Origin of the sequence: Magnetovibrio sp. PR-2 (assembly GCF_036689815.1) — a bacterium.
GTDB lineage: Bacteria > Pseudomonadota > Alphaproteobacteria > Rhodospirillales > Magnetovibrionaceae > Magnetovibrio.
In genome coordinates this window covers 302,793-318,704 of the sequence record NZ_JBAHUR010000002.1, presented here as the reverse complement: position 1 = coordinate 318,704, position 15,912 = coordinate 302,793, and the positions used below count along the sequence as shown (strand labels likewise).

The following is a 15,912-nucleotide window of genomic DNA, read 5'->3' as shown; positions in this document are numbered from 1 at the left end:
AGCCCATGACGCGCGCCCGTGACGTCTTTTTTTATGGAACTTTGTTGGACACGGACGTACTCACCCGGGTGGTGGGGCATGCGGTGCCGTCCACGCGCCTGATCCCCGGCACGATCCAAGGGTATCAACGGGTCTATGTGCAAGGCGAGGCGTTCCCGACCTTGGTTGAAGGGGCGGGTGTGATCGATGGTTTGGTGTATCGGACCTGCGGCCCCAAAGACTGGGAACGCATCTTTGCCTATGAGCGTGCTGAGTATGACTTAGCACAGGAACGTGCCCAAACGGAGCAAGGCGCGTTCGATGTTCACGTCTTCGTCAAAGGCAAAACCCAACGCGCCACGGACAAACACTGGGACTACCCCAGCTGGCGGCGTTTGCACAAACGCAGCTATCTTCGTTCGATATGAACGCGACTAGCCTTGTGCGAGCGTTCTGACGACTGACAACATGCCCTCATTTGTCAGCAGTTTGGTTTCAAATCTGAAGTGGATGCTTTCAGTATTAGATTTGTTGGTAAGCTCTGGGGTGTTGTACAAAACGAGCAGCTCTTGTGCGGAGTGTTTTATATTTTCCAGATTGTAGGCATAGATAACCTTGTCCTTAAATGGTTTGTTTTCAGGCAACAAGCCAAGGTCGTGGACAAAATCTTCTGTGATCTTGATCTGCTCAAAACCGCATTTCTCGATGTTATGAATTGAGGCGGCGTTATTCTTAGCAACAGTTGCGAAAAAGTGCGCTTCCGGCCACCTGAATAGATAATCATTTATAACTTGATAGTGTTTGAGAACACGTTGAAAAGCAAATCCATTCTTGGTGACACGAGACGCCCCTGTTTCTGTGTGCCTTGTGCCGTACCGAAACGTCAGAGATGAGGCTACGATCTGACCGGAGGGGTCTAGAATATAGGTGGCGGTATTGTCTTTTAATGCCATCAGGATTTCGAACGGATCGCGCTCCGCATTGAAATTGTTCTTATTGTCTTGATAGTAATCAAAAATTTGTGCAAACAAATCAGCATCTAATTCCTTTTCGACACTTTTTAGTCTGTAGAGTTTGTTTTTTGCCATTCATTTTCCCCGTTTCATATTGATATGTTTCATTTTGTCAACTTTACAAAAATGCAGCATTATGCAAAGATATGTGCACAATGCATAAAAGTTGCATCCTTGTTAGGAGTTGACCAATGAATCATATCTCTCATTTTTCTCACGCGAAGCAGTGGGAAGAAAATGCGTTTAAGGGGTTTATGGAGCTTTTGAACGAAGCAGATATAACGCAAGTTCAAGTGTTTTCTGATGTTCTGGCAACAGCTGTGCACCATTCTTATATCAGTAAAAAAGAAATAGCGCTTCAATTTGAAGTTGATCTTTCGACGGTTGGTCGTTGGGTGTCTGGAAAGTCTGCACCTCACAAACTGGTGCGCCCAATTATTTGCGCATACATCCGCGAAATTGCTCAAAAGCATGTCAGCATCACTCTAAACGCCAAGGACATGATTCAAAGAGAGCTTAAGGCTGTTAACGTCTAAGTCAACAGCATTGGTTGCGCTCATGCCATTGGCACAACTCCATTAACTATTCTTTGGACTTAATTCAGCGACGCCAGTTCTGACGGCGAACTGGTGGTCAGGGGCATGCAGCCCATCTTCTTTTTCTTTTTCAAGAATTTGCACGCCCGGTAGGCCTGGGTCTTGGAAATGCCCAGAACGCGGCCACGGTACAAGACCTTGCCGTTTTTCTTGCGCAGTGGTTCAACGTGCACGTCGCCTTTGGACAAGTAGGACGGTGCCAAGCCCATGGCGCGCACGGCGATGGCGTAGGCGGGTTCGTACGTTTTATAGGCCCCGATTTGCACGCCCCAGACGGTGCGCTTTTTGGTCTTGGCCTTCGGTTTGGCTTTCGCCTGAACTGTAGAGGGGTAGACTTTGGCCCAGCCCTTGTCCAACAGCTTCACCATGTGACGGTTGCGGGTCTTGGAGTTCTTGGCCCCGAACACCACACCGATCAGGCGTTTGGGACCGCGTTTGACGGACGCCACTAAGTTAAAGCCGGACGCCCGGATGTAACCGGTTTTGATGCCGTCGGTGCCTTCGTACGTCGTCAGCAGTTTGTTGTGAGACCGATAGGTCTTGTCGCCGTGTTTGAACTTCGGCTGCGAGAAATAGTGATAGCGCGTCGGGAAGTGGGTCAGCAGAGCCTTGGCCAAAGTCGCCATGTCGCGCGCGGTGGACAGCTGGCCACGGTGCGGAAGGCCCGACGCGTTGCGAAACGTGGTCGACGCCATGCCCAGCTTGCGGGCTTTGGCGGTCATCAACAAAGCAAATTGACGTTCCGTGCCGCCGATGTGTTCAGAAACCGCAGCCGCGACGTCATTGGCGGATTTGACGGCCAAAGCGCGGATGGCGGTTTCGACACTGAAGGTGTGCCCGGGCTTGATGCCCAGCTTCGAAGGCGGTTGGCGGGCGGCGCGGCGCGACATCATAATGCGGTCGTCCATACGCAGGCGGCCTTCGTCCAAAGCTTCGAACATCATATAGAGCGTCATCATCTTGGTGAGAGACGCGGGGTAATTGCGGGTGTCGGCGTTGACCGAATGCAGGACTTGTCCGGTTTGGGCATCAATGACAAACGAGGCGTACTTGGCCTCCGCCGGGGCAGGGGCCAGCACAAACCCTCCCAACAAGACCAGAAGACCAAACAGGCTTGTGATCCGGATATGGAAGCGAGAGGCAATTTGCTTCTGTGTACGAGCAGGCGCTTCTGCGTCGTGTACGCTGTTGGAGGCCATTGCGTCCCTTATCTGACTTGCCCGAATGGACGTGTATTGCATTTCGCACGGCATTGCACTTTTGCGTCTCTTTGCCGCCCGGCTGAAGTCCATACACACATATTGTTGGGGAAAGCGTGCCTTCGTGCAAGCGTTTCGCCCTCAATAGAGAGAGTATGTCTGACTATTTTGGCAAAATTGCCTCAAAAAAAAGTTAAGAGTCTGGCGGGGAGGAAAAAGAAACTGAAAAGAGGCATAAGTCTAACGTTATGTTTTTGTTGCAATTTGGTGATAAAATTGTGCACTGCAAAAAAAGATATTGACTTTTTGTGCAGTGCAACATAAATTCATATCCGTAAGCAGGACCTCGGGAGGCACCCCGGGACCTGATATTCACGAAACTCTAGGTAGAGAGTTTCATAATTCAGGACTTATCCCAATAGGAGTGATGAAGTTATGACCGCCAAGAAAAAAGCCTCCACGACCCCGGCAGCAACCGCAATCGACACCGCAGCCGAAAACTTCGAGGCCACCACCGACATGATCAAAGAAAACCTTGATGCTGCAATCAAAGCCAGCACCGAGCAAGTTAAAGCCGCTCAAGCATTTGAAGGCATGGACTTCCTGGGCCGCGAAAACATCGACGCAGCCGTGAAAGCTTCCGAAGCATACGTCGCAGGCTTCCAAACCATGAACGACCTGTTCTTCAAAGCCGCTAAAGAAGCTGTTCGCTTCAACACGGACGCAGCCAAAACCCTGAGCGACTGCAAATCTCCCGAAGAACTCAGCGAAGCAAACTTGAAACTGGCCCAATCCGGTTTCGAAGCAGCCGTTGAAACCAGCAAAACCATCAGCGAAACCGCGATGAAGCTGGCAAACGAAGTTAGCGAACCGCTGACTGCCCAATTTGGTACCGCCTACAAGGATCTGGTTTCCAAGACCGCTGCCTAATTCTCACCTCCCCATACCCCCCTTATGGCAGCGGGGCCTTAAGACCCGGTGGAAGTATCCACCGGGTCTTTTTTCTTGCCTAAGTCCTTGTTGATACGACAAAATAGCTCCCGCTATGCACCCGCTCTTATCCAAACCCGTTCACAAAGCCTCTTTGAAGCGCAACGTTGCGGTGTTGCTGGTGTTTGTCCTGTGCTCGATTTGGGGGTTGGTGGGCTACGATATTAACAGAATCCACAACGACCGGTTTGAAACCGCGACCGTGGTTTCGCAGAACTTGGTGCGCAGCTTAACGGCGCACACCGAAACCTCGTTCGATCTGATCCGCCACCAGCTCAAAGAAGTTTCAAACGCCGTTGGCGATTTGGGCCCGCAACCGATTATGTCAAAACGCGTGACCCAATTGCTTGCGGAAAGCGTGAAGGATCACAAACCGCTTTTGTCATTGGTGGCCGTGGATGCAAACGGCACACTGGTTCAGGCGGCGATTTCGGATCGTAAGGGGGGGTATATGACAATAAACCCCATCGATGTGTCCGACAGGGAATACTTCCGCACCTTTGCGGATGCCGAAAACTTAACAGGTGGGCAGTTGTTCGTCGGTCGTGCAATCGAGGGCCGGGTGAACAAGATCTGGTTCATTCCGGTTTCTTACCCGCGGATCAATCCGGACGGCACGTTCGGTGGGGTTATTTTGGGCTCCATTTTGTTGGAGACCTTTGGCGAGCTATACGGGACGTTCGATTTGCCGACAAACGCGTCCGTGGCCTTGGTGCGTCATGACGGCAACTTTGTCGCCCGCACACCGTTTAAGAAGCTCTTTTTTGAACGCAACTTCGCCGAAAACCCGTTCTTTACCGAGGCGCTGCCCAAAGCCCCCGAAGGCATTTTTCACGATCGCACATCGATCGATCAAAAGAACCGCATCCTGACCTATCAAAGCCTAACGACCATGCCGTTGGTGGTGGTGCTGACGCAGACCTATGAGTCCATTCTTGACGGCTGGCTGACGGACAGTCTTGTGGCTTTGATCGTCGGCGCCATTTCGACTTTGATCATGGTGATTTTTGCGTGGTCGTTGTGGCGTCAAGCGGACATGGTGCAACGCCAGCAAGTTTATTTGGAACAGGCGGTCGAAGAAAAAACCCAAGAGCTCAAACAATCCGAAGAAGCCGCCGTCACGGCCAACCGGGCGAAGTCTGACTTGTTGTCCATCGTCAGCCACGAGCTTCGCACGCCTCTGACGTCCATCAAAGGCTCCTTGGAGCTTCTCGCCAATCATTTCCTCACGGACTTGGCGGACGATCCGAAAAAGCTGTTGGACACCGCCAACAAAAATACTGAGCGTTTGGTGCTGTTGGTCAACGACATCTTGGATATGGAAAAGATCATTTCCGGCAAAGTGGCCCTGCAGTTGGAAGACATCGGGTTGCATGATTTGGTTATCCAAGAGATTGAACATAACCAAAGCTACGCCACCGGCTTAGGTGTGAAGTTGGAGCTGGTGTCCGAAGCCCAAGACGCCCAAGTGCGCGGCGACCGCTTTAAGCTGGGTCAGGTGCTGACCAACCTTTTGTCCAACGGGGCGAAGTTTTCCGAAGCAGGCAACACGGTGTTTGTCTCCATAACCCGCGAAAACACGACCGCACGGATTTCAGTGGTGGATCACGGCTGCGGTATATCGGAAGAATTCCAAGACAAAATCTTTGAGAAGTTTTCCCAAAGCAGCGCTCAAGAACGTGGACTGCACAAAGGCTCCGGCCTGGGCCTCAGCATCGCCCAAGCCATTGTCCAACAACACCAAGGCACCATCGGCTTCGAATCCCAAGAGGGCGAGGGCTCGACATTTTATTTTGAACTGGATGTGTTGGAGTCCAGTGAGGCCTAAAATTCTCAGCCCTCATGCGTCACAATCTTAATTTCTGAATGCAGCGTTTTGTGCACGGGGCATTTGTCGGCGATCTTCAACAAACGTTCGCGCGTCGCCTCATCCAAGTCGCCGTTCAGCACCACTTCGCGTTCAATCACATCAATCTTGCCGTTTGGGGTTTCGCACTCGTGGCAGTCCTCGGCGTGGATTTTTTCGTGGTTGAGGCGCACCGTGACGTTTTCTAGCGGCAGTTTTTTGTGATCGGCGTACATGCGGATGGTCATGGACGTGCAGGCCCCCAAACTCGCCAATAACAAGTCATAGGGCGAGGGGCCGGAATCCATGCCGCCGAAGCTCACAGGCTCGTCGGCTTTGAAGTAATGATGCCCGCCGACCAAGACGTGCTGTTGAAACTTGCCCCCGCCGGTTTCCCACACCACCACGTCGCCTTCGGGGATGTCCAAAGTCTGGCCGTCTTCGTCATGCGGTGCGATGTAACTGTCCGCCCAGGCGGCGATGACGCCGGAGACATAGACCGCGTCGTCGGCGTTGTGCATCAGGTGGTCCGCATCGTCCAAAGACACGAAGCTTTTGGGGTGTTTGGCGGCCAAGAAGATCTGTTCGGCGTTATCAATGCCCACCACTTCGTCGCGCGGCGCGTGAAAGATTAAGAGCGCGCGTTTAAGGCCTGCAATGGCCTCTTTTTGATTGTGAGCGGAGATATCGTCCAAGAACTGCTTTTCAATGACAAACGGACGCCCGCCCAGGTTCACTTCTGCGCGGCCTTTTTCTTTGATCTCACAAACCGCTTCGCCGAAGTTGGCGGTGACGTGCTCAGGATCGAAGGGGGCTCCGATGGTGGCGACGGCTTTGCTTTCGGGAACGTGGGCGGCAGCGGCCAAAACCGCGGCTCCCCCCAAAGAATGGCCGATGAGGATTTGCGGGGCTTGATGGTTGTCGCGCAGCCAATCGGCGGCTTTGATCAGGTCTTGGATGTTGGATGTGAAGTTGGTGTTGGCGAACTCGCCCTCAGAGCTGCCTAATCCGGTGAAATCGAAGCGCAGCACGGCGATCCCGTGGCGTGTCAGCCCGCCCGCCAAGCGGCTCACGGCTTTGAGGTCCTTGGAGCACGTGAAGCAGTGCGCAAACAACGCATAGGCGCGTACAGGCCCATCAGGCAGGTCGAGACGCGCGGCGAGCTGTTCGCCGCTGCCACCTGAAAACGTTACTTTTTGGGAATTGTGGGCCATTGGGTCCTCCTGCTGTCACACCCCCGCAAACATATCGGAGCACTGTTACACATTCGCAACCGGGTGCAAAAAGTTAACGTCGGGGGCTGGATTTTTGTTCATTTACCCCCAAATCAGACAAAACCAACCATTTGGGTGATTTTACGCCACCCGGCGTTCGCGGTATCATGGTTTAGACAGTGTGATTCCCGGCACCTCCCCGCCGAATTGAAAACTGAGGACATACCTTAAGTGACCGAAAGAAAAGACGTATTCGTAACAATGGGCCCCGCAGGCGGTGGGCAAGACGGCGGTCGTGATGACGACGGCGATACCGGTCTGGTGCTCAAAACCCGACCTAAAACCAAAAAACCGTCCATGTACAAGGTGTTGATGCTCAACGACGACTACACACCGATGGAGTTCGTCGTCCACATTTTGGAGCACATCTTCAACAAATCGGCGGAAGAAGCCACACAGATCATGCTGCATGTCCACCAAAAGGGCGTGGGCGTGTGCGGCGTATACACGCACGAAGTTGCGGAAACCAAGGCCAACCAGGTCATGGACCTGGCGCGACAAAATCAGCATCCTTTACAGTGCACAATCGAAAAAGATGCCTAAGTAAGAAGAAAGCCATTTTTTAATAGCCCCCGAAAAGGCGTCTTAGAGCGGAGAACATAAGCGAATGCTATCTAGAAATTTAGAACAAACTCTGCACCGTGCCCTGAATATTGCAGGTGAATACCGCCACGAATTTGCAACCTTGGAACACTTGCTGATGTCGCTGTCCGACGATCCGGACGCGGTTTCTGTTTTGCGGGCCTGCGACGTGGATTTGGAGAAAATCCAGGGCGATATCTCTGATTTCTTGGAAAATGAGCTGGTCTTGCCGCCCTTGGACGGCTTAGAAGACCCGAAACCGACCTCAGGTTTCCAACGCGTCATTCAGCGCGCCATCATTCATGTGCAATCGTCCGGCCGCGAAGAGGTTACGGGCGCCAATGTTTTGGTCGCACTGTTCTCGGAACGGGAATCCCACGCGGTGTATTTCCTGCAAGAACAAGACATGACGCGCTTGGACGCGGTGAATTATATCTCTCACGGCATCGCCAAAGCTCCCGGTCAGTCTGAAGAACGCCTGGTGTCCGGCGCGGAAGAAGACATGGACGAAGAGGGCATGGTGAAAAAGGGCTCCGAAGCGTTGGAGACCTACTGTGTGAACCTCAACAGAAAAGCCGCCGACGGTAAAATCGATCCGCTGATTGGCCGCACGGAAGAGGTCGAACGCACCATCCAAGTGCTGTGCCGCCGCACCAAAAACAACCCGCTATATGTCGGTGACCCCGGCGTCGGCAAAACCGCTATTGCTGAAGGTTTGGGCCGTCGCATCCATGAAAAAGACGTGCCGGAAGTTCTGCTTGAAGCGCAAATCTGGGCCCTGGATATGGGCGCGCTTCTGGCCGGAACACGCTATCGTGGCGACTTCGAAGAACGTCTGAAAGCCGTGATTACAGAGCTGGAAGAGGACGTGAACAACGTCATGTTCATCGACGAAATTCACACCGTTATCGGTGCGGGCTCAACGTCGGGTGGTAGCATGGATGCGTCCAATATCTTAAAGCCGTCGCTGGCGAACGGGTCGCTGCGCTGCATCGGGTCGACAACCTATAAGGAGTATCGCAATCACTTCGAAAAGGACCGCGCACTGGTGCGCCGTTTCCAAAAAATCGATGTGTACGAGCCCTCTGTGGATGACACGGTGAAGATCTTGAAGGGGCTCAAGCCGTACTATGAAGAGCACCACAATGTGCACTACACCGACCCGGCGCTGCGCGCTGCTGTCGAGCTTGCAGACCGTTACATCAATGACCGCAAACTGCCTGACAAAGCCATCGACGTGATTGATGAAGTCGGTGCATCGCGCATGCTGGTGCCCGAAAACAAGCGCAAAAAGAACGTCTCCGTCAAAGATGTGGAAGCCATTGTGGCCAAAATTGCGCGCATCCCACCGAAATCCGTTTCCAGTGATGATGTTAAAGTTCTCAAGAACTTAGAGCGTGATCTTAAGTCGATGGTTTATGGCCAGGACAAGGCCATCACGGCGTTGTCCAGCTCCATCAAGTTGGCCCGCGCGGGGTTGCGCGAACCGGACAAGCCCATCGGCTCTTACCTGTTCTCCGGCCCCACGGGTGTCGGCAAAACCGAGGTCGCACGCCAGCTCGCCATGACCATGGGTGTGGAATTGGTGCGTTTCGATATGTCGGAATACATGGAGCGTCACTCGGTCTCACGCCTCATCGGTGCCCCGCCGGGCTACGTCGGCTTTGATCAGGGCGGCCTGCTCACCGATGCCGTCGATCAGCAACCCCATTGTGTGTTGTTGCTGGACGAGATTGAGAAAGCTCACCCGGACTTGTTCAACATATTGTTGCAGGTCATGGACCACGGCAAGCTCACCGACAACAACGGCAAATCCATCGATTTCCGTAACGTGGTGTTGATTATGACCACCAACGCCGGAGCGACCGAATTGGCCAAGCCGGCCATCGGGTTCGAGCGGGGAGCCCGCGAAGGCGACGACACGGAAGCCATTGAAAAAATGTTCACGCCGGAGTTTCGCAATCGTTTGGATTCCATTATCCCGTTCGCGAACCTGTCGCCGAAGGTTATGTCTCGCGTGGTCGACAAGTTCATTATGGAACTGGAAGTCCAACTGGGTGAACGCAACGTCACCATCGAACTGACCGACGATGCACGTGAATGGTTGGGCAAAAAAGGTTATGACCGCAACTTTGGTGCCCGCCCGTTGGGCCGTGTTATCCAAGAGCACATCAAGCGCCCGCTGTCCGAAGAACTGCTGTTTGGCAGCCTTGCCAGCGGTGGTGAGGTCTTGGTGAAGGTCGAAGACAACAAAATCGTTTTCGACTTCCCAGAACCGAAGGCCAAACCCCCGAAGACAAAGCGCTCAGGTGGCAAAAAGGTCGGTCTTCCGGCGAAAACGGCCAAGGGCTCTGTGCCTGCGGTGGTGAAGTCGTAAACACCCACCGAATACTCTCATAGGGGAGTTATCCCCAGAAATGTGGCGCGCAAGGCAATTTTCCGCGTCACAGAGATCCGTTTCCTCGCGTTCAACGTAGAGAGGGGGACAGATGATCTGAGATGGGAGCCTTCACATGAGCATGAACGTTTACAACGGTCGGAAATTCAACGCCAACCACCAACTCGCCATATTACTGAGCCGCCATTTGGGCCTCGACGGGGCCAAACGCGAAGCACGCCGCAACGGCTGGGCGGGCGTATTGGCCGCTTTGACGGAACAAAGCGCCATCGTCACGGTTCCACATTAAGGGGGGCTGAGCCTAGCGTACAGCCTGCGGACACACGGTTTCGTTGGTGATGCGCGTCAGGCCCGGGCCGCGAAACGGTAGGGGCTGTTTTGAACCCACCCCGATGTTGTAGGTGCGCATGTTGGGGATGGAGTTGGAATTGCCCGGACGGCGGCGTTCCACCGACACGGTGATGCACTTGGTGCAGCGGTTGAAGATGGTCTGGCGCCCGGCCTTGTCCGTGAGCATCTGGGCGCACTTGTTGATTGAGATGGCGCTTGCATCAGCGGTCCACAGACTCAGTGCCAGCCCCACAAGGCCCAGTTTCCAAAGGTTTTTCATACATTTCCTCAGCCCATTTTATAAGGGCTGTCTTCCATCAAGATTTTGAATTCATGCTCTATAGCTTGACGCTCATGGATTAAGAAATCTTTGATGGCGGCGCTGAAATTGGCGTCGCGGATGAAATGAGCCGAGTGGGTGAGGGTGGGCAGGTAGCCCCGGGCAATCTTGTGCTCGCCCTGGGCTCCGGCCTCTACCCGGTCTAGCCCGCGGGCAATGGCTTCGTCGATGGCTTGGTGGTAGCAGAGCTCAAAATGCAGATAGCGAATGTCCTTCGAACACCCCCAATAGCGGCCATAGAGCGCCTCAGAGCCGACGAGGTTCAACGCCCCGGCGACGATTTCGCCGTCTTGGCTGGCCATCACCAACACGATGCGGTCTGCCATGCCCTTGCCTAACAGGTCAAAGAATGGGCGGTTGAGGTAAGGCTGGCCCCATTTGCGCGCGCCTGTGTCTAAATAGAACCGATACATGGCGTCCCAGTGGTGCGGCTGGATGTCGGAGCCGCTGAGGCGTTCAATTTCAACGTCTTTTTGGGCCTCGCGGCGCTCTTTTTTCAACGCCTTGCGTTTGCGCGACGACAGCGCACCTAAAAAGTCGTCGTAGCTGTCATAGCCGTCGTTGGTCCAATGATATTGCAGGCCAACGCGGGCCAACACGCCGATGTCGTCGCAGACAGCCCGGTCGTCTTCCATGAGGAAGTTGAGGTGCACACTGGATAAGTTGGCGCTTTTGGCGACGCTGGCCATGGCCCCGATAAGTTGGCGTTTGAGCTCGGCGGAGACTGCGGAGCTCAAGCCGTTTCTCACCAACAATCTTGGCCCTGTGACGGGCGTAAACGGCACGGCGCACAGCAGCTTGGGGTAATACTCGCCCCCTGCGCGCTGATAGGCCTCGGCCCAATTCCAGTCGAACACGTACTCGCCGGATGAATTGCCCTTCAGATACAGCGGCGCACAAGCCACCAATTGCCCGGCCTCATCATGAATGAGGACGTGTCGCGGTGCCCAACCCGCTTGGGCTGAGACCGAGCCGCTGTCTTCCAACGCGCTCAAGAACGCGTGGCACAAAAACGGATTGTCCGCGCCAGCGCAGGCATCCCAGTCATGAGCAGGGATTTCGGCTAAGTGTTCGGTGAGTGAGATTTGAAACTGTTCGGAACCGTCGGGCATGGAAAAGATATGTGAGCGAAGGGAGCGTGAAGCAAGGGGAAAGAACTGAGCCCTATAATCAACACTTATAAATTGCATTGACGTGTTTTTCTCTATCCATGGAATGGACTCCCTATAGTCGTGTGTATATGATTGAACCAATGATGAATTGTTTTTACTGATGGTCGTGTGGGGAACAAATCGGGGCGATGCATCAGTCGTACGAAAGGGAGTGAGATGAAAGAAAACAATGGTTTCTTAGCCGTTTTGGCGGTTTGTGCTCTGACGTTGGTCATCACGGGGTGTTCAGAAAAAGCCAAAACCTTGCAACTCGGCGCAAGCCAGTTCAGCGCCCAATCGATCAGCGCTATTGATCTTGCCCAAGCGAATGCGCATCGCGAAGTGACGCAAATCGCTTTGACCGATCAGCAAAAAAATTCCCAGTTTGTCAGCCAGGCGCTTTCGGGCTCGGGTGATGTCGCCCCGTCACAATTTGAAACGTGGGTGAACATTTACAAGCCCCAAGTCTCTCCCGGTGAGCCGGTCCGTCAGGCGAAATACGACAAACTGAAACAGCAATACATTCAGTTTTCCAAGGTGTTCGGCTCTTTGGATAAAGGCAGTGTGTTGGCGGCGGACTCCGTTGAACAAGCCGCCCCGCTGATCAAGAAATTAGCGGCCAGCATGGCAGCTTTGGCGCACAATCAGCAAAAATACCCCGTCGAATTTATGAGAGAACGGGTCGGTTTGTTGACCCAAATCAATGCCGTGCGCGATGACAAGACCTTGGCCAAAAGCGAAAAACAATTCCGCATGAAGGTTCTGGCGAAAAGCGTGGATGATTTGGCGCAAGCCGAACTGCAGGCAAACCGTCAAGTTGTCGAGGCGGCGACCAAAGCCGCCATCATGGGGATGAAGCTCAAGGAGCTCACGGAAGATTATGGCATGGTTACCCTTGACGATATCGTCGAAGGTATCGGCATTTCGTTTGACATCGCTTCTCAGCTTACGGGCCGCGACTTCACCAAGCTTCAGGGCAAGGTCGACGACATCGTGACGACGATCAACGGCGATGACGAGATGAAGCTTCTGTTCACTCAAGCCTTACAATCCTTGCAATCCAAGTAATTCATAAGGGGAACTGACCATGGCAGATTCTGCAACGGACAATGATGAAGTCGTTTACGCCAAAGCCAAGGACGCAGCGTACACACTGGACATGGAATACCGCAAGGCGGTGCAGGCAGAAGATTGGGACACAGCGAATGCGCTCAAACCTTCTGTGAACGAGGCTTATGCAAAAGTCAGCGATGCCCGAACCGCTTTGATTATTACGCCGGGAATTCAAGCCTCCGACGCGGATGTCCAAAAAATGGAAGAGATCGAAGCCGAAATCAACGCGGCCGCAAACACACAACAGTTGGTCGGGGGGGCGGTCAAGTTGGTGCAGTTTCTGACGACGTTGACGTAAAGAGGTGACTTAAGCCGGGCTAGTCGATTTCAAACATGCCCTCGACCTCCACCGCGACGCCCAAGGGCAGGGTGTTGACGCCCACGGCGGCGCGGGCATGCTTACCTTTGTCGCCGAACACCTCGGCCATCAAGTCGGACGCGCCATTGATGACTTTGGGCTGGTCGGTGAACTCATTCGTGCAGTTCACAAAACCGCCCAAACGTACCACCCGTTTAACGCGGTCCAAGTCGCCACCGCAGGCGGCTTTGACTTGCGCGATGAGGTTGAGACCGCAAAGTTTTGCGGCTTCGTAGGCTTCTTCGGTGGTGAAGTCCTGGCCGACGCGTCCGACGTATTGGAGTGTGCCATTTTCCAGCGTGATTTGGCCGGACACGACCACCAGGTTTCCGGTTTGCACGTAGGGCACATAATTGGCGGCAGGGGCGGCGGCTTCGGGTAGGCTCAGGCCCAGTTCGGCCAGACGGGCGTCGATGGCGGACATGTAAATTTCCTTAAATGAGAACATCTGTTGGGAAAGAGAGTAAGCCCAAGGTGGCAAGTTTTCAATTCTCCTTGCACACGGGCGTCAGATTGGATTACATGCGCCAACCAAATTGCATTGAAGGAGAGCTCACGTGTTCGACGTTAACGAATATTTCGACGGCAAAGTCAAATCCATCGCGTTTGCAGGCGAAGACCTGCCCGCCACCGTGGGCGTCATGGCGCCGGGGGATTACGAATTTTCCACGTCCAAAAAAGAAGTCATGACCGTGGTGTCGGGTGCGCTGACGGTTAAATTGCCCGGTGCAAGCGATTGGCAAACGTTCGCGTCCGGCTCTTCTTTCGAAGTGGACGCGAACGAAAGCTTCCAGCTGCAGGTGGCGCAAGACACGGCGTATTTCTGCACCTACGAATGATTATTAATCATTCATAACCACCCACGTTCCATCTGTTTGGCGGCAAGCCGTGCCCATGGCGGTTTCGTCTTGCCCGTCAACCCGCACGACCTGTTCGAAATCGCGGCAATAGGTGCCGTTGGATTGTTGGAAGGTCCGTGTCGGGGTCACCGATCCGCTGTTACCGGAATCGGGGTTTCTCCAGCTTGATGTGGTGCCGGTTTGGGTGTGTTCAAAGGCCGCTTGGGACGTGCTGCCCAACATGGCCTTGTCTTGTTCGTCCAGTGAGCGGCCGATGTTGTTGCCCAGCCAAGCGCCGAGCGCAGCACCTGCGCCTGTGGCCCACAGACGGCCTTCGCCATCACCAAGCTTCGAGCCGATAATGCCGCCCAAAACCGCGCCGGCAACGGTGCCGAGGGTTTCTTTCTGACCCGGTTGTTCGCCCGTGTTGGCGCAAGCGCCCAACATTAGGGTCGATCCCACCAGGGCCACTGAGACGGCTTTTTTCCATACAGTCATATGTCGTGCTCCACTGTTTTGAACATCTTATTATTCTACACCTGAATACAAACTGAATTAAGTGACATCGGACAAAATGTCCGTGTGCGAACCATCGCAATAGGGTGGGTTTTTGGAGTATTTGCACTGGCAGAGCCAAGCTTTCTCCGTCTTTTTGGCGGTAAATACCAGTGGGCGCAGTTCGCATTTTTTGTGCGCACCGTCGCAAAACGGCTGTTTTTCGGAATATCCGCAAGCACACCAGGCGTATTTTTTGCCTTCAACCAGTTCGACTTCTGTGGGCTGACAAGCCGCTACGTGTGGTTTCGTCATAATCAGGCCTCCTTTTGCTTTTATATGGAGAGGCTAGGGCAAGAAATAAAGCGCCAAGCATGCTAAACTTGCCAAACATCTGAGGAGGATCAAAGCGTATGTCGAAAACCCGTTTGTTGAGCGTCGTATTTGTCGTGGCGGCTTTGAGCGCGCCCATGGGATCAGCCCTGGCAGATGGGCATGAGCCCAAACAAGACCCGCGTGAGATGATTGAAGACTCCATGCGCTCGGTGATGATGGCGCTGAAACTGTTTATGAAATCCATTCCCCAATACGAAGCGCCGGTCATTTTAGAAAATGGTGACATCTTAATCCGCCGCGTTCACCCCGAAGATCAGGACGGCGACAGAGAAAGCGGACCGGACAGCGACCGGATATAGCCGTTACTTCACGCCATTGCGTTTCAATTCTTTGCGGGTGCGTTTCACGGCGCGCTTGGCGGCTTGTTTATCTTTGACCTTTTTGAACACCCGGGACGCTTCTGCTTTGGCTGCGGTTGAGCCGCGCTCGGCAGCGACGCGCAGGTAGCCATAGGCCGCTTCCATGGGGTTTTGGGCATTGCGGATTTTGCGCGCAATGGAATCGTCGGCCTGAAATTCCATTAATAAGCCACGATAGCGCAGGCTTAACGGGTTGCCGGTTTTCATCGCATGAGTGCTGATGTACTTCGAAGCCGTGGCAATGCGTTTTGGGTTTTTCGTCGTGATGACGATGCGCACCAACGCATGCACAGCATCGCGTTTGAGTTCTTTGTAGCCATCGCCGCGCGCATCGCGGGCGGCTTCTTCGTACCACTTAAACGCTTCTTGCGGATCCGGTGTGGTGCCCTGGCCGGTTTCATACATATAGCCCAGATTGTAAGCGAATTGAGGATTGGAATAGGCCTCTTTGCGCCACGCTTCTATGGCCTTGCCATAGTCGCCCCGGTTGTAAGCGTCAGAGCCTGGGTCTGCGTGGGCAGGGGCGGGCAGGGTGAGGATTATGGCGCACAGGCCCAAAACAATGGCGAAACGTGTCATGAAAGCTCCTCGTTCTCTTTGGTTAAATCATAACACAAAGGGGGAGAACCAAACAAAAAGGACGCAGATTTTTCT

The 15,912-nt window shown here is 53.8% G+C and carries 20 protein-coding genes; 11 read left to right on the top strand and 9 right to left on the bottom strand.

Features of this window, described 5'->3' with window-relative positions:
• The first annotated feature begins 5 nt into the window (after positions 1-5).
• A complete protein-coding gene (locus V5T82_RS04010) occupies positions 6-407 on the top strand; it encodes a gamma-glutamylcyclotransferase family protein (RefSeq protein ID WP_332894309.1) in 402 nt (133 codons plus the stop codon).
• A gap of 6 nt (positions 408-413) precedes the next feature.
• Here the strand turns inward: V5T82_RS04010 and V5T82_RS04005 are convergent, their stop codons facing one another.
• On the bottom strand, positions 414-1,067 hold the full coding sequence (locus tag V5T82_RS04005; RefSeq protein WP_332894308.1) for a GNAT family N-acetyltransferase: 654 nt from the start codon (positions 1,065-1,067) through the stop codon (positions 414-416).
• A 116-nt stretch (positions 1,068-1,183) separates the two neighbouring features.
• On the opposite strand from V5T82_RS04005, the gene V5T82_RS04000 reads away from it, so the two are divergent.
• The gene (locus V5T82_RS04000) at positions 1,184-1,528 is read left to right on the top strand and encodes a hypothetical protein (RefSeq protein WP_332894307.1); all 345 of its coding nucleotides are present in this window, start codon (positions 1,184-1,186) and stop codon (positions 1,526-1,528) included.
• Positions 1,529-1,587: 59 nt separating this feature from the next.
• Here the strand turns inward: V5T82_RS04000 and V5T82_RS03995 are convergent, their stop codons facing one another.
• Positions 1,588-2,787 carry a D-alanyl-D-alanine carboxypeptidase family protein gene (locus V5T82_RS03995; RefSeq protein WP_332894306.1) on the bottom strand — a complete coding sequence of 400 codons (1,200 nt, stop codon included), beginning with the start codon at positions 2,785-2,787 and terminating at the stop codon, positions 1,588-1,590.
• Positions 2,788-3,222: 435 nt separating this feature from the next.
• Between V5T82_RS03995 and phaP the strand changes: the two genes are divergently transcribed.
• Both phaP and V5T82_RS03985 read left to right on the top strand, forming a co-directional pair.
• Positions 3,223-3,717, top strand: coding sequence for a TIGR01841 family phasin (gene phaP / locus V5T82_RS03990; protein WP_332894305.1), 495 nt, complete (start codon positions 3,223-3,225; stop codon positions 3,715-3,717).
• Between the two features lie 115 nt (positions 3,718-3,832).
• A complete protein-coding gene (locus V5T82_RS03985; protein ID WP_332894304.1) occupies positions 3,833-5,605 on the top strand; it encodes a cache domain-containing sensor histidine kinase in 1,773 nt (590 codons plus the stop codon).
• A 5-nt stretch (positions 5,606-5,610) separates the two neighbouring features.
• On the opposite strand, the gene V5T82_RS03980 is transcribed toward V5T82_RS03985, so the two are convergent.
• Positions 5,611-6,837, bottom strand: coding sequence for a bifunctional alpha/beta hydrolase/OsmC family protein (locus V5T82_RS03980; RefSeq protein WP_332894303.1), 1,227 nt, complete (start codon positions 6,835-6,837; stop codon positions 5,611-5,613).
• A gap of 261 nt (positions 6,838-7,098) precedes the next feature.
• Between V5T82_RS03980 and clpS the strand changes: the two genes are divergently transcribed.
• The 3 genes from clpS (at position 7,099) to V5T82_RS03965 (ending at position 10,166) form a co-directional block, all read left to right on the top strand.
• Positions 7,099-7,440: an ATP-dependent Clp protease adapter ClpS gene (clpS, locus tag V5T82_RS03975; RefSeq protein WP_332894471.1), complete on the top strand. Its 342-nt coding sequence runs from the start codon at positions 7,099-7,101 to the stop codon at positions 7,438-7,440.
• Between the two features lie 64 nt (positions 7,441-7,504).
• Positions 7,505-9,856: an ATP-dependent Clp protease ATP-binding subunit ClpA gene (clpA, locus tag V5T82_RS03970; RefSeq protein ID WP_332894302.1), complete on the top strand. Its 2,352-nt coding sequence runs from the start codon at positions 7,505-7,507 to the stop codon at positions 9,854-9,856.
• Between the two features lie 136 nt (positions 9,857-9,992).
• Positions 9,993-10,166 (top strand): hypothetical protein, encoded by a 174-nt coding sequence (locus tag V5T82_RS03965; protein ID WP_332894301.1) that lies wholly within the window; start codon positions 9,993-9,995, stop codon positions 10,164-10,166.
• A gap of 12 nt (positions 10,167-10,178) precedes the next feature.
• Here V5T82_RS03965 and V5T82_RS03960 read toward each other — a convergent pair whose 3' ends face one another.
• Positions 10,179-10,487: a hypothetical protein gene (locus V5T82_RS03960; RefSeq protein WP_332894300.1), complete on the bottom strand. Its 309-nt coding sequence runs from the start codon at positions 10,485-10,487 to the stop codon at positions 10,179-10,181.
• Positions 10,488-10,495: 8 nt separating this feature from the next.
• On the bottom strand, positions 10,496-11,659 hold the full coding sequence (locus V5T82_RS03955; protein WP_332894299.1) for a GNAT family N-acetyltransferase: 1,164 nt from the start codon (positions 11,657-11,659) through the stop codon (positions 10,496-10,498).
• A 216-nt stretch (positions 11,660-11,875) separates the two neighbouring features.
• Between V5T82_RS03955 and V5T82_RS03950 the strand changes: the two genes are divergently transcribed.
• Together V5T82_RS03950 and V5T82_RS03945 are read left to right on the top strand one after the other, a co-directional pair.
• Complete coding sequence (locus V5T82_RS03950; protein WP_332894298.1) at positions 11,876-12,766, top strand: hypothetical protein; 891 nt, start codon at positions 11,876-11,878, stop codon at positions 12,764-12,766.
• 19 nt (positions 12,767-12,785) lie between these two features.
• Complete coding sequence (locus V5T82_RS03945; protein WP_332894297.1) at positions 12,786-13,109, top strand: hypothetical protein; 324 nt, start codon at positions 12,786-12,788, stop codon at positions 13,107-13,109.
• A gap of 19 nt (positions 13,110-13,128) precedes the next feature.
• Here V5T82_RS03945 and V5T82_RS03940 read toward each other — a convergent pair whose 3' ends face one another.
• Entirely contained in the window at positions 13,129-13,593 is a 465-nt protein-coding gene (locus V5T82_RS03940; protein WP_332894296.1) for a RidA family protein, read from the bottom strand.
• Between the two features lie 133 nt (positions 13,594-13,726).
• Between V5T82_RS03940 and ppnP the strand changes: the two genes are divergently transcribed.
• Positions 13,727-14,008 carry a pyrimidine/purine nucleoside phosphorylase gene (gene ppnP, locus V5T82_RS03935; protein WP_332894295.1) on the top strand — a complete coding sequence of 94 codons (282 nt, stop codon included), beginning with the start codon at positions 13,727-13,729 and terminating at the stop codon, positions 14,006-14,008.
• 3 nt (positions 14,009-14,011) lie between these two features.
• Here the strand turns inward: ppnP and V5T82_RS03930 are convergent, their stop codons facing one another.
• Both V5T82_RS03930 and V5T82_RS03925 read right to left on the bottom strand, forming a co-directional pair.
• A complete protein-coding gene (locus V5T82_RS03930; protein ID WP_332894294.1) occupies positions 14,012-14,506 on the bottom strand; it encodes an RT0821/Lpp0805 family surface protein in 495 nt (164 codons plus the stop codon).
• Between the two features lie 57 nt (positions 14,507-14,563).
• Complete coding sequence (locus V5T82_RS03925) at positions 14,564-14,818, bottom strand: CDGSH iron-sulfur domain-containing protein (protein WP_332894293.1); 255 nt, start codon at positions 14,816-14,818, stop codon at positions 14,564-14,566.
• A 98-nt stretch (positions 14,819-14,916) separates the two neighbouring features.
• Between V5T82_RS03925 and V5T82_RS03920 the strand changes: the two genes are divergently transcribed.
• Positions 14,917-15,198, top strand: a complete 282-nt coding sequence (locus V5T82_RS03920) for a hypothetical protein (RefSeq protein WP_332894292.1) — start codon at positions 14,917-14,919, stop codon at positions 15,196-15,198.
• A gap of 3 nt (positions 15,199-15,201) precedes the next feature.
• On the opposite strand, the gene V5T82_RS03915 is transcribed toward V5T82_RS03920, so the two are convergent.
• The gene (locus tag V5T82_RS03915; RefSeq protein ID WP_332894291.1) at positions 15,202-15,837 is read right to left on the bottom strand and encodes an SEL1-like repeat protein; all 636 of its coding nucleotides are present in this window, start codon (positions 15,835-15,837) and stop codon (positions 15,202-15,204) included.
• Positions 15,838-15,912 lie beyond the last annotated feature (75 nt).